The sequence below is a fragment of the Vibrio sp. 397 genome (assembly GCF_033339395.1).
Classification (GTDB): domain Bacteria; phylum Pseudomonadota; class Gammaproteobacteria; order Enterobacterales; family Vibrionaceae; genus Vibrio; species Vibrio alginolyticus.
On sequence record NZ_JAWOUN010000012.1, the window covers coordinates 46,729 to 66,430 of the forward strand.

Consider the following 19,702-nt stretch of genomic DNA (forward strand, 5'->3'; position numbering starts at 1 on the left):
CAATGAGGTTGTCATGTAAGCCCTGATTAATGAGCTTACTGATTTTTATCTGTTACGCGTCTAGACTCGCTTTCACTTTAGCGTGCAACTCTTGAACCGAAGTTACTGACGCTTTTGCGTCTGCAGTATGAGACATACATGTAGCGAACGCTGCATTCAGTGTCGTTGTGTAGTTCACTTTTTCTGCCAGTGCACCACGGCGTAGAACTTTCGAATCTTCAATCGCTTGACGACCAGCAGCCGTGTTTACGATGTAGGTGTATTCGTTGTTCTTGATGCGGTCAAGAATGTGTGGACGACCTTCGTGTACTTTGTTTACCAAACGTGGGTTAATACCCGCTTCGCCCAGAATTACAGCAGTACCGTGTGTCGCATCCAACTGGTAACCCAGTTTCACTAACTTAGAAGCTAGGTCAACAACACGCTCTTTATCACCTTCACGTACAGACAGTAGCGCACGACCACCTTCAGGATAAACCGCACCACAACCTAGCTCTGCTTTCGCGTAAGCTTCTGCGAACGTTGCACCCACACCCATTACTTCACCTGTTGAGCGCATTTCAGGGCCCAATAGAGGGTCAACACCAGGGAATTTGTTGAACGGCAGAACCACTTCTTTCACTGAGTAGTAAGGAGGGATAATCTCTTTAGTAAAGCCTTGTGACTCTAGAGATTGACCCGCCATTACACGTGCAGCGATTTTCGCTAGAGGAGCGCCTGTCGCTTTCGATACGAATGGTACCGTACGAGCAGCACGAGGGTTCACTTCAATTAGATAAACGTCGTTATCTTTCACAGCAAACTGCGTGTTCATCAAACCGCGTACACCGAGTTCGAATGCTAACTTCTCAACTTGCTCACGCATCTTGTCTTGAATTTCCTGACTTAGCGTGTATGCAGGCAGTGAACATGCAGAGTCACCAGAGTGAACACCCGCTTGTTCGATGTGCTCCATGATACCGCCGATAACGACGCGTTCACCGTCACAGATAGCATCAATATCAACTTCGGTTGCATCATCCAAGAAACGGTCTAGCAGAACTGGAGACTCGTTCGATACGCTTACTGCTTCGTTGAAGTAGCGACGCAGGTCTTGCTCGTCGTACACGATTTCCATCGCACGACCACCGAGTACATAAGATGGACGAACAACTAATGGGAAGCCAATTTCTTTCGATTTCTCAACCGCTTGCTCCATCGTTGTTACTGTCGCGTTTTCTGGCTGAAGTAGACCTAAACGGTCAACAGCGGCTTGGAAGCGTTCACGGTCTTCCGCACGGTCGATAGCATCTGGGCTAGTACCAATGATTGGCACACCAGCCGCTTCTAGAGCACGAGCCAGTTTAAGTGGCGTTTGACCACCGTACTGAACAATCACACCTTTTGGTTTTTCAACGCGAGCGATAGACAGTACATCTTCCAGAGTTACTGGCTCGAAGTACAGACGATCAGACGTATCGTAGTCAGTAGATACCGTTTCTGGGTTACAGTTAACCATAATGGTTTCGTAACCGTCTTCACGCAGCGCAAGTGATGCATGAACACAACAGTAATCGAATTCGATACCTTGGCCGATACGGTTTGGACCGCCACCAAGAACCATGATCTTATCTTTGTCTGTTGGGTTTGCTTCACATTCTTCATCGTAAGATGAGTACATGTAAGCCGTGTCAGAAGAAAACTCTGCTGCACATGTATCCACACGTTTGTAAACCGGATGAATATCAAACTGCTCACGAGCACGGCGAATTTCACTTTCAGCGACACCAAGCAATTTAGACAAGCGAGCATCAGAGAAGCCTTTGCGTTTCATCTGACGAAGCACTTCTTTGGTCAAACCTGCGTAGCCGCCCGCCTTGACTTGTTCTTCGAGTTTTACAATTTCTTCGATTTGAACCAGGAACCAGCGGTCGATTTGAGTCAAGTTGAACACACCGTCGACTGACATACCCGCTCGGAATGCATCGGCGATGTACCAGATACGCTCTGCACCTGCTTCTTTAAGTTCGTGACGAATCTTAGTCAGTGCATCTGGCGCTTCCAGATCGACCATCTCATCAAAACCAGTTGCGCCAACTTCTAGGCCACGCAGTGCTTTGTGAAGAGATTCTTGTTGGTTACGACCAATCGCCATTACCTCACCAACCGATTTCATCTGAGTTGTCAGACGATCGTTTGCACCAGCAAATTTCTCGAAGTTAAAGCGAGGGATCTTAGTTACGACGTAGTCGATAGTTGGTTCAAATGACGCAGGTGTTGCACCACCTGTGATGTCGTTTTGTAGTTCGTCTAGCGTAAAGCCAACAGCCAGTTTCGCGGCAATTTTCGCAATTGGGAAGCCTGTTGCTTTTGATGCTAGCGCAGAAGAGCGAGATACACGCGGGTTCATCTCGATGATGACCATACGACCATCTTTCGGGTTGATACCAAACTGTACGTTTGAACCACCTGTTTCAACACCGATTTCACGCAGAACAGCTAGCGATGCATTACGCATAAGCTGGTATTCTTTGTCAGTCAGTGTTTGTGCTGGAGCAACCGTGATTGAGTCACCCGTATGGATGCCCATTGGGTCAAAGTTCTCGATTGAACATACGATGATACAGTTGTCCGCTTTGTCACGAACGACTTCCATTTCGTACTCTTTCCAACCGATTAGCGACTCATCGATAAGAAGTTCGTTGGTCGGAGATAAGTCCAGACCACGACGACAGATTTCTTCGAACTCTTCTTTGTTGTACGCGATACCACCACCAGTGCCACCCATGGTGAACGATGGACGGATGATACAAGGGAAGCCAACCATATCTAAAACTTTGTAAGCTTCTTCCATGCTCTTCGCTGTATCTGCGCGAGGACACTCAAGGCCGATAGACTTCATCGCTTTATCAAAACGAGAACGGTCTTCCGCTTTGTCGATTGCATCAGCCGTTGCACCAATCATCTCTACGCCAAACTCTGCGAGAACGCCGTGCTTCTCTAAATCTAACGCACAGTTAAGTGCTGTCTGACCACCCATAGTTGGCAGAACTGCATCAGGACGTTCTTTCTCGATGATCTTGCGTACAACTTCCCACTGAATCGGCTCGATGTAAGTCGCATCTGCCATCTCTGGGTCAGTCATGATGGTTGCTGGGTTAGAGTTAACCAGGATAACTCGGTAACCTTCTTCGCGAAGAGCTTTACACGCTTGTGCGCCAGAGTAGTCAAACTCACATGCCTGACCGATAACAATCGGACCAGCACCAAGAATTAGAATACTTTGAATGTCAGTACGTTTTGGCATTATCTACTACTCCGAATTAAGCGCTGTGTTTTTTGATTAGTTCGATAAAGTGGTCAAATAGCGGTGCCGCGTCATGTGGACCAGGGCTCGCTTCTGGGTGACCTTGGAAGCTAAATGCTGGCTTGTCTGTGCGGTGGATACCCTGCAAAGAGCCATCAAATAGCGATACGTGAGTAGCACGTAAGTTTTCCGGTAATGTTGCTTCATCTGCCGCAAAGCCGTGGTTTTGCGAAGTGATCATCACAACGTTACGCTCTAAATCTTTTACTGGGTGGTTTGCACCGTGGTGACCAAACTTCATTTTCACCGTTTGCGCACCTGATGCTAGCGCCAGAATTTGGTGACCTAGACAAATACCAAAAATTGGTAGGCCTTTTTCTAGGAACACTTTGGTTGCTTCAATCGCGTAAGTACATGGTTCTGGGTCACCAGGGCCGTTCGATAAGAATACGCCATCTGGATTTAGTGCCAGAACTTCTTCCGCTGACGTTTCTGCAGGTACAACCGTTAAGCGGCAGCCGCGGTCAACCAACATTCGTAAGATGTTGCGTTTTGCGCCGAAGTCGTAAGCGACAACGTGGTATGGCAGCTCGCTGTCATCTTTCGCCTCTGGAAGTCCACCTTCAAGCGTCCACGAACCTTGCTTCCATTGATACGCTTCTTTTGTTGTAACTTCTTTCGCAAGGTCCATTCCTTTTAAGCCTGGGAATTCTTTTGCTTTCGCTAGTGCCAAAGCTTCGTCTAGGTTGTTGCCCGCAACAATACAGCCGTTTTGAGCACCTTTTTCACGCAGGATACGAGTGAGCTTACGAGTATCGATATCAGCGATGCCAACGATATTTTGCGACTTAAGATAATCAGAGAGGGATTGTTCGTTACGGAAGTTAGAAGCGATTAGAGGAAGATCGCGAATCACAAGGCCTTGTGCATGAATGGAAGAGGATTCTTCATCTTCGGAAGTGGTTCCGGTATTGCCAATGTGAGGATAAGTGAGAGTGACGATTTGCTGAGAATAGGAAGGATCAGTGAGGATTTCTTGATACCCCGTCATCGAGGTATTAAAAACGACTTCACCAACGGAAAGACCATCTGCCCCTATGGACACTCCGCGGAACACTGTCCCATCTTCTAGGACCAACAGTGCTAATTTACCCAAGACAACCTCCAGAATAAAAATGCAAAAAAAATAAATCAAACTGCAAACATGCCTTCCTTTACCTATAAAATCTACATAAATAGGTATTTCAGACAAATTGGCGGTATTCTAAAGTTGGACTCGAAACCTGTCAACCTACAATCAAAAATAAATGATTAATTTCTAGCGAGTAAGGTCATTTTGAATCAGTAAGGCCCAAAAAGATAACTTTTACATGCTATTACATAGAGAGGCATAGAGGTTTAATGAATTTTACAAATTTGAACTTTTTAGAGATCACAAAAAAGTATGAGTTTTTCACGCAAACGTTCACCCAACAGAAAAGACATTAGTTTTTAGACATCAAAACCCAAAACACCCACAAAACAACCAAAATAACAACAAAAGTAAGCACCAAAATACTTTCTGTTAGAATCATTTCATTTACAAATAATTCTATAGATATAAAAAAGCCGGCTACCGCCGGCGAATAATTATGTATTTAGAGTTCATTCAATCCCAAAACATCTGTCATGGTATAAAAGCCCGCTGGTTTGGCACTCAACCAAACAGCGGCCTTGACGGCGCCATTAGCAAACGTCATACGATCGGTCGCTTTGTGCGTTATCTCCACTCGTTCCCCAATATCAGCAAACATGGCTGTGTGCTCACCGACAATATCGCCAGCGCGAATTGTAGCAAAGCCGATCTCATCTTTAGTACGTTCACCTGTGATACCTTCTCGCGCATAGACAGCTACATCATTCAGCTTGTTGCCCATCGCACCAGCAATGGCTTCGCCCATCCCGATAGCGGTACCAGAAGGAGCATCAACTTTATGACGATGATGTGCTTCGACAATCTCAACATCACAGTAGTCGCCCATCACTTTGGCTGCTTTCTCAAGAAGCTTAAATACTAGGTTCACACCAACAGAGTAGTTAGGAGCCATGACAACAGGCACTTGCTTAGCGGCTTCGTCAATCAGTTCACGCTCTGCATCACTGAAACCAGTCGTCCCAATCACAATACTCTTTCCATGCTTCTTACACAGTTCAAGATTCGCCAACGTACTTACTGGGGCAGTAAAATCGATGATTACATCAAAATTATCGACGTCTTTAGCAAGATCATCCGTTAAGAACACATCGAATTTGCCTTCACCACAAAGTTCACCGATATCGACACCGACAAGTGAGGACTCAGGTCGTTCTGATCCCGCGCTCACTGTCGCCTCTGGGTTAAGGTGTGAAGCTTTAACCAAATTACGGCCCATTCGGCCTGCTGCTCCTGCGATTGCAATACGAACCATTGCGCTTTCTCTCCTTCTCTGGATAACGAGGTTTGCTCTCGTTCTCTCGTTTCGCTTAATCTGTTTAAACTAACAACATACCGTGGTTACCACAAGCAAGTTCATCAGGCTTAAGCGAACTCTTTTACGACACGCTCCAAGATAGGCACGTTCGCTTCAGGAAAGGCATAGTTACCCAATTCTCTTATCTCAACCCAGCGACCTTCTTGACCTTCTCGGCCGTAAGGCTCATTACTGAACTTAGATACCGTAATAAAATCAAACTTAAGTGATTTGTCTGGATAGTCATATTCCAAATGCTCGAAAAGGGCTTGCTCAGTAACTTCAATTCCTACTTCTTCTTCAAGTTCTCTTGCTAGAGCATGTTCAATACTTTCTCCTGACTCGACTTTCCCGCCGGGAAACTCCCAAAACCCGCCTTTATGCTTGTCGTCTGGACGCTTTGTAATAAAAATTTTTGATTTGTCTTGGTTAAAAATAATAGCCGCGACTATGTGAATTCTTTTCATAGGGGTTCCTAACTCTCAAGCCGTTACACTTCAACGGTCTTTGCATCTCTAAAACTATCCGATGCTATCAAAACTTATGAAATTCGACAGCCACAGAATTTGCTTAAAAAAAGAGCCGCCTAGGCGACTCTTTAAAAAATTATCTGACTAATACGTTAGTCGATCTTGCCGTGGCACTGTTTATACTTCTTACCACTACCACAAGGGCAAGGCTCATTGCGACCTACTTTACGTTCATCACGTACCATTGGCTGACTTGAACCTTCTTCAGATTCTTCACCTTCAGAAAGAGGGTTTTGTGCTGCTGCGTGTTGCGCTTGAGCACGACGAGCGGCCTCTTCAGCTTGCGCACGACGTTGCTCTTCCATACGTTCAACTTCTTCTTGTTGCTGAACTCGAACGCGAGATAGAACAGTAATCACATCAGTTTTCAGCGCTTCTAGTAGACCTTCAAACAGTTCAAACGATTCACGCTTGTATTCCTGTTTCGGGTTCTTCTGCGCATAGCCGCGTAAGTGAATACCCTGACGCAAGTGATCCATTGCTGCCAAGTGCTCTTTCCAAAGCGTATCCAGAGTTTGAAGCATAACCGATTTCTCGAAGTTACGAAGCACTTGCGCACCCACCACTTCCTCTTTCTCTTTGTACACTTCAACGGCTAGATTGATGATCTTCTCGCGTAGCGCCTCTTCGTAAAGCTTATCGTCTTCTTCAAGCCATTGCTTCACTGGCGCATCAAGATCGAAGTCTGCTTTCAAGCGCTCTTGCAGACCTTCAACGTCCCACATATCTTCTAGTGATTGTGGCGGGATGTACTCATCAATAACCGCGGTTAGCACATCTTCACGGTTTTGCTCGATCATACCGCTGATGTCTTCAACGTTCATCAATTCGTCGCGCAGCTCGTAGACAACCTTACGCTGATCGTTCGCCACATCATCGTATTCTAGTAGCTGCTTACGGATATCAAAGTTACGACCTTCCACTTTGCGCTGTGCTTTTTCAATTGAGCGAGAAAGCATTTTCGATTCAATAGCTTCACCTTCTTCCATACCACTTTGAATAAGGCTCGCCATACGATCAGAAGTGAAAATACGTAACAAAGAGTCTTCCATAGATAGGTAGAAGCGCGATGAACCCGCATCACCTTGACGACCAGAACGACCACGTAGCTGGTTATCAATACGGCGAGATTCGTGGCGCTCAGTACCAATGATGTGTAGACCACCAGCATCTAGTACTTGATCATGTACCACTTTCCACTCTGCTTTAATCGCATCGATTTGTTCTTGAGTTGGGTTCTCCAAAGCTTCCACTTTTGATTGCCAACTACCGCCAAGCACAATATCCGTACCACGACCGGCCATGTTGGTCGCGATAGTCACCGCACCAGGCATACCCGCTTCAGCGACAATTTCCGCTTCCTTCTCATGGAATTTTGCATTCAGTACGTTGTGTTTGATCTTAGCCTTCTTCAATGCGTTAGAAAGAAGTTCTGATTTTTCAATCGATACGGTACCAACCAATGTTGGCTGACCTTTCGCAACGCGCTCTTTGATATCTTCAATGATTGCAGCAAACTTCTCAGCTTCGGTGCGGTACACCACATCCGGCATATCGTTACGAATCATAGGTTTGTTGGTTGGGATAACCACCGTTTCCAAGCCATAAATAGATTGGAACTCAAACGCTTCAGTATCCGCAGTACCTGTCATACCAGACAGTTTTTCGTATAAGCGGAAGTAGTTCTGGAAGGTAATCGAAGCCAAAGTTTGGTTTTCGTTTTGAATCTTAACGCCTTCTTTCGCTTCTACTGCTTGGTGAAGACCTTCAGACCAACGACGACCTGGCATTGTACGACCAGTATGTTCATCAACAATTACTACTTCACCTTCGTCAGTAACGATGTAATCAACGTTGCGCTCAAACAACACATGAGCACGCAAAGCGGCATTCACGTGATGTAACATGCTGATGTTAGTCGGAGAGTAAAGTGTGTCACCCTCTTCCATAAGACCATTTTTCACCAACAGTTCTTCAACGTACTCTTGGCCCGTTTCTGTGAGGTATACTTGCTTTGATTTCTCATCAACAGTGTAGTGACCATCACCACGATATTCTTCAGAGTCTTCTTTGTCTTGCTTTTTAAGATGCGGGATCAAAAGGTTGATTCGGGTGTATAGCTCAGAGCTATCTTCAGCAGGACCAGAAATGATTAAAGGGGTACGAGCTTCATCAATTAGGATTGAGTCCACCTCATCGACAACTGCAAAGAAGCGTTCACGTTGTACGCGATCTTCGCTACGGAAAGCCATATTGTCACGAAGGTAGTCAAAACCAAATTCATTGTTCGTTCCGTACAAGATGTCAGCTTGGTACGCTTCTTTTTTCTCTTGAGGAGGCATGTTTGGCACGTTTACGCCAACAGTCATACCTAAAAATTCAAATAGAGGGCGGTTTGTCTCTGCATCACGTTTAGCTAGATAATCGTTCACTGTTACAATGTGAACGCCTTTACCAGCCAGGGCATTTAGGTAAGCAGGAAGCGTTGCCGTCAGCGTTTTACCTTCACCCGTACGCATTTCAGCGATTTGACCCGCATTTAGAACCATACCGCCGATAAGCTGGACGTCGAAGTGGCGCATACCGTAGACACGCTTAGATGCTTCACGAACCGTAGCAAAAGCTTCTGGAAGTAGTTTATCAAGAGTTTCACCTTTCTCTAGGCGCTCACGGAATTCAACCGTCTTTGCTTTTAACTCTTCATCACTTAGAGCCTCGAATGTTGGCTCATAGTTATTAATTTCTTTTACAATTTTTCTAAGGCGGCGCAGTGTTCGGTCGTTGCGACTGCCAATCACTTTTGTCAGTAGCTTAGTTATCATTTTTCGTGAATCTCTCTTTATTCAGACCGTTCCCGATCTACTCATAATGCCTTCAGTCTCTGCCAGTTTGGAACTAAGAATACTGAGATAAATCATTTATCAAAGATATTGAGTTCAAACATCCATATTTCAAGGCTAAGTTTTGAAACAATGTGGCTTAGTGTAAGGATTTTTAATCGATACAACCATAAATAGACGTATTTGTTTGAAGCACTCTGAAGTTTTTACTTAAAGTGGTGACTGATTAGCCGATATTGCATACCGCAATATGTGTAATCCATCCAGAGCAAACTTTGCTTTTTACCTTGCTACATTGTAAAACTGAAGCTAAAGACGTTAATGTAAACTATACCTTGATAGAAAGCTGCTCTAGAATAGCTATATCTCAACAAAATTAGATTTTACCTATGCGTGATCACCGTCCAACCTCGACTGAAGATGTTATTGCTGAGTCACAGTTCAAGCAGATTCAAGAACATGCTGGAGAAATCTTACAGCTTAACCAAGCTTTGCAAGAGGTCTTACCCATGGGGACGGCCGATCATTGCCGAGTAGCGAATGTTCGTAACGGCCATCTATTGATCGATGTCTCCAGTGCCGCGATCAAAATGAAGATCGATTACGATCGCCTCATGATCCTAAATAAACTTCGTACTCAAGGCTTTGCCAAGCTGATGAGCGTTGAAGTGAGGATCAATCCTTCACTATATAGAAACCGCTTTCAACAAGACGACAGACCTAAGCGTCCACCACTAACCGAATCTGCAGCAAAGTCATTAATGACGATTGCCGACATGGCGCCACCGAAAATTCAAGAGCGTTTAAAACGATTAGCCGATATGGCAGAAAAGGAAGATCGTAAGTGAACGTTATTTCAATATGCTGAAAGCTTGAATGTTATTGATAAATCCAGGATTAAAGCCAAATAGCAAAAAAACCAGGCATAAGCCTGGTTTTTTATTAATTCTAATGCCAAGTATTTACGCAAGCACCATATTTGGTTCTGCGAATGCTACTGGTGAGCCGACTTCTTCTTCGAATGTAGTCCACTCCCACGCTTCCTGATCTGCAAGAACAGCACGTAACAGTTGGTTATTTAAACCGTGGCCAGATTTAAAGGCACGGAATTCACCAATGATTGGGTGGCCACACATGTAAAGGTCACCAATCGCATCCAACACTTTGTGAGTCACAAACTCATTTTCAAAGCGTAGACCTTCTTCATTAAGAATACGGTAATCATCCAAAACGATAGCATTGTCAAAACTACCACCCAAAACTAGGTTTTGAGATTGTAGATATTCGATATCACGCATAAAGCCAAACGTACGTGCTCGAGAAATCTCACGAACAAAGCCTTTTGACGAGAAATCAAACAGCAAACGTTGCTCGTCTGATTCAATCGCTGGGTGATTAAACTCAATTTCGAAGTCCATACGAAAGCCGTTAAATGGTACAAATTCTGCCCATTTATCACCATCTTCAAAACGAACTGGCTTTTTGATACGGATGAAGCGTTTTGGCGCATTTTGCGTTTCGATACCTGCTTGTTGTAGCAAGTATACAAATGGGCTTGCACTACCATCCATGATCGGAATTTCAGGTGCGTCTACTTCGACAACAATGTTATCGATGCCCATACCAGCAAGTGCCGCATTCAAGTGCTCAACAGTTGAAATACGCACACCTTCATCGTTTACCAATGCAGTACAAAGCATGGTGTCACGAACCGAAGCTGGATCAGCTGGAAAATCTACAGGTGGATTTACATCTGTACGACGGTAAATGATACCTGTATTTGCAGCAGCCGGGCGCAGAGTAAGTGTGACTTTACGACCAGAGTGGAGACCCACACCAGTTGTTTTCACTATTTCTTTCAGAGTACGTTGTCTGATCATCTGCTTGCCTCTCAAAAATTTGCTACAAAACACGGCCGTCTGTAACGTCGACCGTGAATGCTACCATAATTTTGAGCCATGTCAAATTTATGGGTTAAAGATTAATCAGCCTGACGACGCAAAAATGCCGGTATATCTAAATAACCACTTTCCTTTTCTTGCTTTGGAGCCGCAGAACTTTGGCTCGACGAAGCTGGAGAAGAAGGAGCAGTGTTTGTCGGCTGAGGAGTTACCTGTGGCTTCTCTTGCACTTGATTATTTTGCAAGGTCTGTGCCGGTTTTTCTTCAGCTTGCGTTGCCGCTGCTTGTTGCTGTGGTTGAGCTTGCGGCGTCGGTGCCACTTTAGCTTTACCACCCGCAACTAGCGTGATATCTGGCTTTTTCTCATTACCAATACCTGTCGCTACAACTGTTACGCGGATTTCGTCAGTCATATCAGGGTCTAGAGAAGTACCGATAACAACAGTCGCATTGTCAGAAGCGAATGCCTTCACTGTATTACCAACCGTCTCAAACTCGTCAAGACGCATATCCAGACCAGCAGTAATATTGACAAGAACACCACGAGCGCCCGCTAGATCGATGTCTTCCAGAAGTGGGCTAGAAATTGCCATTTCAGCCGCTTCTTCAGCACGGTCTTCACCTTTGGCGATGCCGCTACCCATCATTGCGTGACCCATTTCAGACATTACAGTTCTTACGTCCGCAAAGTCGACGTTGATCATGCCAGGGCGAGTAATTAGCTCAGCAATACCTTGAACGGCATTCTTAAGAACATCGTTAGCGCTTGCAAAAGCTTCTAGTAGTGTTACACCACGACCAAGTACTTTAAGTAGCTTTTCGTTTGGAATCGTGATCAAAGAGTCAACATGCTTAGAGAGCTCATCGATACCTTGCTCAGCAAATGCCAAACGCTTTTTACCTTCAAAACTAAACGGTTTAGTTACTACCGCTACTGTTAGAATGCCAAGCTCTTTAGCCACTTCAGCAATAACAGGCGCTGCACCAGTACCGGTACCGCCACCCATACCAGCTGCGATAAACACCATATCGGCGCCAGTCAGGGAATCTTTAATTCGATCTCTGTCTTCGAGAGCTGCGTCACGGCCAACCTGTGGATTAGCACCTGCACCCAGACCTTTAGTGATATCACCACCGATCTGAATTACATTGCCAACGCTTGTCTTACGAAGTGCTTGCGCATCAGTGTTGACGCTGATGAATTCCACACCTTCGATGGATTCACGCACCATGTGTTCAACGGCGTTACCACCGCCGCCACCAACCCCAACGACCTTGATTACTGCATCGTCAGACATTTCCATCATCGGTTCAAACATGTGTTGTCTCCGTTTATCCTGCAACTCAGGTTAAAACTCTTTTTGTATCCAGTTACGCAATTTATCGAAAAAGCCAGTTACAGATGAGCGTTTAGGTTCATTATAATCGCTATCGTCGCTAGACTGCATGTCTCTTGCGTAATGAAGTAATCCAACTGCCGTAGAATGGTACGGCTCTTTTACATAGTCAGTTAATCCGCTGACTTCGAGCGGTTTGCCGACCCTTACTTGATTGCGGAATACGCGTTCCGCACATTCTACCACTCCGTCCATTTGCGCAGCACCGCCGGTGAGTACAACTCCCGCAGCCAGATGGTGCTTGATACCCTCTTCGCGCAATTTTGCTTGTACAGAGTCGATAGTTTGGTTAACCAGTCCCATAAGCTCAGAGTAGCGTGGCTCAATCACTTCTGACAACGTTTGACGTTGCAGGCTACGTGATGGTCGTCCACCTACGCTTGGTACATTAACCGTGTCATCCTTACTGACCAGTTCACTCAAAGCACAGCCATATTTGACTTTTATTTCTTCAGCATCGCTCACTGGCGTGCCAAAAGCAAAAGCAATATCACTGGTTACAGCATTTCCTGCGTACGAAAATACTTCTGTGTGACGTAACGCACCGCCAGTCCAGATGGCCACATCCATCGTGCCGGCGCCAATATCAACCACACAAACTCCAAGCTCTCTTTCATCCTCGGTGATTACTGCATTACTAGCAGCAAGCCCAGAAAATACGAGTTGTTCTACTTTAAGGCCGCAGCGTTCTACCGCCTTAATAATGTTGCGTGCCATGTCATTATGGCATGAGATAAGGTGGACACTCACTTCCATTCTTACCCCAGATAAACCAAGCGGATTTTTGATTCCTTCTTGGTAATCAATGGTGAACTCTTGCGGGATCACATGAAGAATTCGCTGTTCATCACCGATTTTAATCGATTTTGCGGTATGGATAGCGCGATCCATGTCTTCTTGAGACACCTCTTCATCAGAAATCGTGCCCATACCTTTTTCAATTCGGCTTGCGATATGCTTACCAGACAACGAAATGAAGACTCGGCTGATCTGGCACTCTGCCATTAATTCAGCTTGATCAATTGCACGTTGTACTGATTTTACAACCGACTCCAAATCATTCACGCCACCTTTATCCATGCCGCGTGAGGGGCTACTACCTGCGCCAATAATATTAATTTGACCGTCTGGTAAAACCTCACCCACTAGAGCCGATACGGTTGCAGTGCCTATATCAAGACCAACAATAATGTTGTCATCAGCGGCCTTAGTCATCTGTACTCTCTTCTAACTCTTGTTCAGGGAACCAACCAACTGCGGCTCCTGTATCGTACCTAAGATCGATATAACTGATTCTTTGCGTGTCACTGCCAAGCTTGTTATAGAGCTTAAAAAAGCGCTCTATACGCTCAAGAAGAGACTCTTTACCGAGCTCTAATCGAATACCGTTATCAAGGATGATTTGCCAAGCTCGTCGCTCGTTTAATACCAGAGACGATATCGCTAAACCCAATTGCTGAAACTTAGGACTCAAATCACGGTAAGTCTGTAAGACTTCCGGCCCGCTATCTTTGGGTCCGTACAGCTTCACTTTTTCTTCTTGCAACAGAGCAACATCTCCATCAAAAACGAACCCGTTTTTATCTAACAGTTCGTTGCCATTCCAAATGGCTTCTGGTTGATGCTCCGTCAAAAAAACTTTTACTGTATCCGGCCACTGCTTTCGGATTGCGGCATGCGCTACCCATGGCAGAGCTTCGACACTTTGCTGTAATACATCAATATCCTGGGACATAAATGTACCGATGTGATCAATTCGACTAAATGCAGCCTGCACATCGTCAGCTTGGACATACTCCAGTTTCCCCTGAAGTACTATTTTGGAGAGAGGTAACCTTTGGTCATCCCACATCCAACTGATCGCCGCGTACAAAACAGAACTAATTAAAGTCACAACCACAACGAAAAATAACGCACCCAAGATTTTTTCTTGGCGACCACGGTTGTTACCCGTGTTTGGTCGCTCGTCATTCAGTGCAATATTCAACAACGTCTTCGTTTCCTGACTTTTGTCGTGTACTTTTTACCCATATAATTACGCAGAGGTAAAAGTCTTGACTTTAACCTTGGGATTATACTGAGCTCTTGTAAACTATCAAACACTGATAGCAATAAATCACAATGATATTGACGCAAAATCGAGATCTGAGTCTTTATCTGTCCTTCGCGTCAACAATATGTGTCAGCCAAGCATCTTGTTTATATTCAATTTAAGACCTGCCAGCTGTTTCGCCACTTTACCAATATCACCCGCACCTTGCGTTAAGATTAGGTCGCCGTCTTGTATAACGTTAGCTAAAACTGAAGGTAATTGCTCGATTTCTGGAACAAAAATCGGATCTACCTTGCCTCGGCTGCGAATTGTGCGACATAAAGCGCGCCCATCAGCCCCTGCAATCGGCTTTTCACCCGCTGCGTAAACATCCAGCATGATCAATACATCTACCTGTTCAAGCACATTCGCGAAATCATCGTATAAATCACGAGTACGGCTATAACGGTGCGGTTGGAAAATCATCACCAAACGCTTGTCTTGCCAACCACTGCGTGCTGCATTAATGGTTACATCCACTTCTGTGGGATGATGGCCGTAATCATCAACAAGCATTGCATGGCCGTTGCCAGTATCAAACTCGCCAAGGTGATCAAAACGTCTTCCCGTACCTTGCGTACCAGCCATTGCCTTTAGGATCGCATCGTCTTCAATGTCATCTTCAGTAGCAACCGCAATCGCAGCAGACGCATTCAATGCATTGTGACGACCTGGAATATTCAGCGTGATATCTAAGTTAGCTCGCCCTTTACGTACTACCGTAAATTTGCCTTGCTGCCCCTCTTGACGATAATCTTCAATACGTACGTCGGCATCTTCAGAAAAACCGTAAGTTATCACTTGACGACTAATACGTGGGATTAACTCTCGAACCACAGGATCGTCAATGCAAACAATTGCTTGGCCGTAAAACGGTAGATTATGAAGGAAGTCGATGAAGGTTTGCTTTAAGGTTTCAAAGTCACCACCATAGGTATCCATATGATCGGCTTCGATATTGGTAACAATGCTCACCATTGGTTGCAAGTGCAGGAATGACGCGTCACTTTCATCTGCCTCTGCAATTAGAATACGACTCGAGCCTAGACGCGCATTTGTACCTGCGCTTTTCACCAAACCGCCATTCACAAACGTTGGATCAAGACCGGCTTCAGAATAGATTTGAGTAACAAGAGCGGTCGTCGTGGTTTTACCGTGTGTACCCGCAACGGCAATACCGTGACGGAATCGCATCAATTCAGCCAACATCTCTGCGCGGCGTACAATAGGGATGCGTAATTCACGTGCCGCCATCACTTCTGGGTTTTCTTCGTTGATCGCCGTTGACACAACAACCACACTGGCTTTTTCTACATTACTGGCTTGATGACCGATAAATACCGTCGCACCTTTTGATACCAAACGCTCTGTCACAGCGTTCTCTGATAGATCAGAACCTGTGATTTGATAGCCTTCGTTCAACAGCACTTCTGCAATGCCGCTCATGCCCGCACCACCAATACCGATGAAGTGGATGGATTTCACGCGGCGCATCTCTGGCACCATTGCGCGAATCTGAGCTAAGTCTTGTGTATGTTGGATTGTCATCAATTCTATTCTCAATAATTCGGTTAACGCTTTTCGGTCAAAGCGACAATGGCTTGTGCGACAACTCGGTCAGCATTCAATTTTGCAGCGCCACGCGCTTGCTCAGCCATTGTAAGTAAAGCTTGGCGATCCAATTGTTGGATCTGCTGAGTCAGAGACTCAACGGTTAAATCTGGTTGTTCAATCATTTTCGCCGCGCCGCAATCCACCAAGAGGTCTGCATTAAGTGCTTGCTGGCGGTCTTTGTGCATTAATGGAACAAAAATAGCGCCTACACCTGCCGCCGAGACTTCAGATACGGTTAACGCTCCAGAGCGACAAACTAAAAGGTCAGCCCATGCGTAAGCTTCTGCCACGTCATCAATGAATTCCATTACTTCTGCATTTACCACACCATTAGCTTGGTATGCTGCATTCACTTCTTCGGCAGCACCTTTACCCGCTTGATGACGAATACAGTAATCTTCGCCCAATTTCGACATCACGTCTGGCAGAGTTTGGTTAAGAATACGTGCGCCTTGGCTGCCACCCATCACCAAAATGCGAATTGGACCTTGGCGCTCTTGCATGCGCTCAGTTGGCGCTGCTAATTGAGTCACGTCTTCACGAACTGGGTTCCCAACCACTTCGGCATTTGGAAAAGCGCCGGGGAAAGCCTGAAAAACCTTCTTAGCGATTTTCGATAACCATTGGTTCGTTAAACCTGCTACTGCATTTTGTTCATGCAGAACAACAGGAATGCCACTCATCCAAGCGGCAATACCGCCCGGGCCGCTAACATAACCGCCCATACCAAGCACTGCGTCTGGCTGCCAGCGTTTCATGTGAGCACGAGCCTGCATAATGGCATTGATAATTTGAAATGGTGCTGCAAGAAGACGTTTAACGCCTTGACCTCGTAACCCTTTCACTTTGATAAAGTCGATTTCAATGCCATGTTTTGGCACCAAATCCGCTTCCATTCGATCCGCCGTACCTAACCAACGGATCTCCCAACCTTGTTCTTGAAGCTGTTTTGCTACCGCCAAACCTGGGAATACGTGACCGCCAGTACCACCAGCCATCACCATCAAACGTTTATTTTGTTTCATTAGCTTGTTGTTCTGATTGTTGTTGCTCGCGTTTCAAGCGGCATTCGTAATCGATACGCAGTAATATGGACACTGCGACGGACATAATTATTAGACTAGAACCACCATAACTGATGAGTGGAAGTGTTAAACCTTTAGTTGGAACAATACCGGCGGCGGCTCCAACATTAACCAAGGTTTGAAACGCAAACCAAATACCAATTCCGAAAGCCAGATAACCTCCGAACATTTCGCCTTCTTCAAATGCACGCTTGCCGATGTAAACCGCTTTTAGCACCAAGCTAAAAATCAGCATTAAGACCAGCACTACGCCTACGAAACCAAGCTCTTCAGCAAGTACGGCAAACACAAAGTCGGTATGCGCTTCCGGTAGATATTCCAGTTTTTGAATTGAATTACCGAGACCTTGTCCGAACCATTCACCACGACCAAACGCCATCAAAGACTGAGTCAACTGATAGCCACTACCAAACGGGTCTTCCCACGGGTCAAGGAAGGAGGTTACACGTCGCATACGGTATGGCTCGACGAGAATCAAACCAACGACAGCACCGATACCTGCCACCATCAAGGCGAGAAACTGGGTTAGTTTTGCACCTGCGATAAAAAGCATGCCAAACAGCGTGACCAGCATCACGACCACCGTCCCCAAGTCTGGCTGACCAAGTAGTAATACTGCGAAGAAGGCAAACACCATGATTGGCTTCATAAAGCCACCAAAGAACGTTTGTCGTACTTCGTCTTGCTTTCGAACTAAGTAACCAGACATGAAGATAAACAGCGATAGCTTCGCGACCTCCGCTGGCTGAAGGTTAAACAGCCCGAGGGGAATCCAACGAGACGCACCATTAACCGACTTACCCGCCAAAAGCACGATGATCAACAGTGCGAAAGAAGCCCAAAGTAAGTAATGGCTCTTCTTAAACCACTCTTGCAAAGGCACTTGCAAAATAACAGCGGAGGTCCCTAACGCCAGCACGAGAAACGTCGCATGACGAAACATAAAGTGGAACGGCTGTTCCGTTAATCGAGAGCTGATTGGAAATGATGCAGAGGTTACCATGACCAAACCAGTCAACATCAAACCCAGTGCAATCCACACTAACTGACGATCAAACATCGCCTCTGGGGCTGGATGCTTGAGCCAATTGCCAATACTGCGTTTAACGTTACCTAAACCCACGAAGTGTGTAACCTTTAATTATGCATATTTCTGAGCAAGAGCAGCGAAAGCATCACCTCTTGCCATAAAGTTGTCGAATTGATCAAAGCTAGCACATGCAGGAGACAGCATCACCATATCACCTGGTTTTAACTGCGAAGATACTTGTTGAATCACATCTTCCATAGTGTCGAAACGTATTGCAGATTCATGCAGTGGCATAAATTCATCGCCATCAGCGCCAAAGCAACACAGTTGCAAGTTAAGCGTCGCGAAGATCGGCTTTAATGGCGAGAAGTCAGCACCTTTGCCAACACCACCAACGAGTAAGTAGAGCTTGCCTGTCGATTCCAAACCAGATAGCGCAGCCATAGTGCTGGCAATATTAGTTGCTTTAGAGTCATTCACCCATTTGACGCCTTGATTATCCGCAACCACCTGGCATCGGTGTGTCAGTCCCGTGTAATTTTTAAGTGCATTCAATGCTTTGTGATAGTTTACGTCCGCAGCTTTTAATAGCGCTAAAACAACCAGAGCGTTAGATAAGTTGTGCTTACCAACCAACTTAAGCTCATCACTTGCGACAACTCGTTGACCGTGATCGAGCAGCCAAGTACGGTTGCCATCCACCTCGAGACCAAAGTCCTGATTGTCGCTGCCAAATGTCACCAATGGCATCTCTGCGTCTGGGAAGGTGTCTTGATCATCACGGTTCACGACCGCAAGAGCAGCATGGTTAAAAATACGCAACTTGGCTTGTCGATAGTCAGACATGCCTTGATAACGATCCATATGATCTTCAGAAAGATTCAGAAACGCAGCGGCTTTGAGCTTTAAGCTTGACGTCGTTTCTAACTGGAAGCTCGAGAGTTCGAGTACATATAGGTCTGCGTCTTGTTCTAACAAATCCAGAGCAGGCACACCGATGTTACCACCAACGCCAACATCCAAACCTGCAGCCTTAGCCATCACACCTGTGAGGTCGGTTACTGTGCTCTTACCGTTTGAGCCCGTAATCGCAATCACCGGTTTCTGCACCGCCCAAGCGAATAACTCGATATCACCTACTACTGCCGTACCTTTTGCTAATACGGCTTGGATCTCTGGTGTCGCTAGCGCAATACCAGGGTTGGTCACGATAAGATCCGCGTCAGAAAGCCAGTCTGTATTCCAACCACCACTATGTAGTTGAACACTTTCCGGCAAGCGCTCTGCACCTGGAGGGTTTACACGAGTATCAATGACTTTGACCACAAGTTGTGGCTGATTTTTTCTTAGGTGTTTAACGACAGAGAGCCCGGTAATACCGAGCCCTACGACGACAACACTATGTATGTTTTGCCAACGTTCCATATTTGATCACACT

The 19,702-nt window shown here is 45.7% G+C and carries 14 protein-coding genes; 1 reads left to right on the forward strand and 13 read right to left on the reverse strand.

What is annotated here, in order from left to right; genetic code table 11:
- Window positions 1-52 precede the first annotated feature (52 nt).
- The 5 genes from carB to secA all read right to left on the reverse strand — a co-directional run bounded on the left by carB (window position 53) and on the right by secA (window position 9,127).
- Window positions 53-3,286, reverse strand: coding sequence for a carbamoyl-phosphate synthase large subunit (gene carB, locus R7P36_RS18165; RefSeq protein ID WP_005381854.1), 3,234 nt, complete (start codon window positions 3,284-3,286; stop codon window positions 53-55).
- A 16-nt stretch (window positions 3,287-3,302) separates the two neighbouring features.
- On the reverse strand, window positions 3,303-4,442 hold the full coding sequence (carA, locus tag R7P36_RS18170; protein WP_017821483.1) for a glutamine-hydrolyzing carbamoyl-phosphate synthase small subunit: 1,140 nt from the start codon (window positions 4,440-4,442) through the stop codon (window positions 3,303-3,305).
- A gap of 481 nt (window positions 4,443-4,923) precedes the next feature.
- The gene (dapB, locus tag R7P36_RS18175) at window positions 4,924-5,733 is read right to left on the reverse strand and encodes a 4-hydroxy-tetrahydrodipicolinate reductase (RefSeq protein WP_005381860.1); all 810 of its coding nucleotides are present in this window, start codon (window positions 5,731-5,733) and stop codon (window positions 4,924-4,926) included.
- Window positions 5,734-5,843: 110 nt separating this feature from the next.
- Window positions 5,844-6,242, reverse strand: coding sequence for an 8-oxo-dGTP diphosphatase MutT (gene mutT, locus R7P36_RS18180; RefSeq protein WP_005387387.1), 399 nt, complete (start codon window positions 6,240-6,242; stop codon window positions 5,844-5,846).
- A 155-nt stretch (window positions 6,243-6,397) separates the two neighbouring features.
- A complete protein-coding gene (secA, locus tag R7P36_RS18185; protein WP_005387389.1) occupies window positions 6,398-9,127 on the reverse strand; it encodes a preprotein translocase subunit SecA in 2,730 nt (909 codons plus the stop codon).
- Between the two features lie 407 nt (window positions 9,128-9,534).
- On the opposite strand from secA, the gene R7P36_RS18190 reads away from it, so the two are divergent.
- Window positions 9,535-9,993 carry a DUF721 domain-containing protein gene (locus R7P36_RS18190; RefSeq protein WP_005381869.1) on the forward strand — a complete coding sequence of 153 codons (459 nt, stop codon included), beginning with the start codon at window positions 9,535-9,537 and terminating at the stop codon, window positions 9,991-9,993.
- Between the two features lie 114 nt (window positions 9,994-10,107).
- Here the strand turns inward: R7P36_RS18190 and lpxC are convergent, their stop codons facing one another.
- The 8 genes from lpxC to murD form a co-directional block, all read right to left on the reverse strand.
- Window positions 10,108-11,025, reverse strand: a complete 918-nt coding sequence (gene lpxC, locus R7P36_RS18195) for a UDP-3-O-acyl-N-acetylglucosamine deacetylase (protein ID WP_005381871.1) — start codon at window positions 11,023-11,025, stop codon at window positions 10,108-10,110.
- A 101-nt stretch (window positions 11,026-11,126) separates the two neighbouring features.
- Window positions 11,127-12,365, reverse strand: coding sequence for a cell division protein FtsZ (gene ftsZ / locus R7P36_RS18200; protein WP_017633617.1), 1,239 nt, complete (start codon window positions 12,363-12,365; stop codon window positions 11,127-11,129).
- Window positions 12,366-12,395: 30 nt separating this feature from the next.
- Entirely contained in the window at window positions 12,396-13,658 is a 1,263-nt protein-coding gene (ftsA, locus tag R7P36_RS18205) for a cell division protein FtsA (RefSeq protein WP_005372946.1), read from the reverse strand.
- Complete coding sequence (locus tag R7P36_RS18210; RefSeq protein WP_005387393.1) at window positions 13,651-14,433, reverse strand: cell division protein FtsQ/DivIB; 783 nt, start codon at window positions 14,431-14,433, stop codon at window positions 13,651-13,653. Before R7P36_RS18210 ends, ftsA begins: the two co-directional genes overlap by 8 nt.
- A gap of 192 nt (window positions 14,434-14,625) precedes the next feature.
- Complete coding sequence (gene murC / locus R7P36_RS18215) at window positions 14,626-16,083, reverse strand: UDP-N-acetylmuramate--L-alanine ligase (protein ID WP_005387395.1); 1,458 nt, start codon at window positions 16,081-16,083, stop codon at window positions 14,626-14,628.
- A 23-nt stretch (window positions 16,084-16,106) separates the two neighbouring features.
- Window positions 16,107-17,174, reverse strand: coding sequence for an undecaprenyldiphospho-muramoylpentapeptide beta-N-acetylglucosaminyltransferase (gene murG / locus R7P36_RS18220; protein ID WP_318122247.1), 1,068 nt, complete (start codon window positions 17,172-17,174; stop codon window positions 16,107-16,109).
- A complete protein-coding gene (ftsW, locus tag R7P36_RS18225; RefSeq protein WP_005372933.1) occupies window positions 17,161-18,357 on the reverse strand; it encodes a cell division protein FtsW in 1,197 nt (398 codons plus the stop codon). Before ftsW ends, murG begins: the two co-directional genes overlap by 14 nt.
- 18 nt (window positions 18,358-18,375) lie before the next feature.
- A complete protein-coding gene (gene murD / locus R7P36_RS18230; protein ID WP_318122248.1) occupies window positions 18,376-19,689 on the reverse strand; it encodes a UDP-N-acetylmuramoyl-L-alanine--D-glutamate ligase in 1,314 nt (437 codons plus the stop codon).
- Window positions 19,690-19,702: the final 13 nt, after the last annotated feature.

Excerpts from the sequence above, each read along its gene's own strand:
- lpxC (WP_005381871.1), bottom strand. The coding sequence starts at position 11,025 with ATGATCAGACAACGTACTCTGAAAGAAATAGTGAAAACAACTGGTGTG.
- ftsA (WP_005372946.1), bottom strand. The coding sequence starts at position 13,658 with ATGACTAAGGCCGCTGATGACAACATTATTGTTGGTCTTGATATAGGC.
- ftsZ (WP_017633617.1), bottom strand. The coding sequence starts at position 12,365 with ATGTTTGAACCGATGATGGAAATGTCTGACGATGCAGTAATCAAGGTC.
- murD (WP_318122248.1), bottom strand. The coding sequence starts at position 19,689 with ATGGAACGTTGGCAAAACATACATAGTGTTGTCGTCGTAGGGCTCGGT.
- dapB (WP_005381860.1), bottom strand. The coding sequence starts at position 5,733 with ATGGTTCGTATTGCAATCGCAGGAGCAGCAGGCCGAATGGGCCGTAAT.
- R7P36_RS18190 (WP_005381869.1), top strand. The coding sequence starts at position 9,535 with ATGCGTGATCACCGTCCAACCTCGACTGAAGATGTTATTGCTGAGTCA.
- mutT (WP_005387387.1), bottom strand. The coding sequence starts at position 6,242 with ATGAAAAGAATTCACATAGTCGCGGCTATTATTTTTAACCAAGACAAA.
- carB (WP_005381854.1), bottom strand. The coding sequence starts at position 3,286 with ATGCCAAAACGTACTGACATTCAAAGTATTCTAATTCTTGGTGCTGGT.
- murC (WP_005387395.1), bottom strand. The coding sequence starts at position 16,083 with ATGACAATCCAACATACACAAGACTTAGCTCAGATTCGCGCAATGGTG.
- secA (WP_005387389.1), bottom strand. The coding sequence starts at position 9,127 with ATGATAACTAAGCTACTGACAAAAGTGATTGGCAGTCGCAACGACCGA.
- murG (WP_318122247.1), bottom strand. The coding sequence starts at position 17,174 with ATGAAACAAAATAAACGTTTGATGGTGATGGCTGGTGGTACTGGCGGT.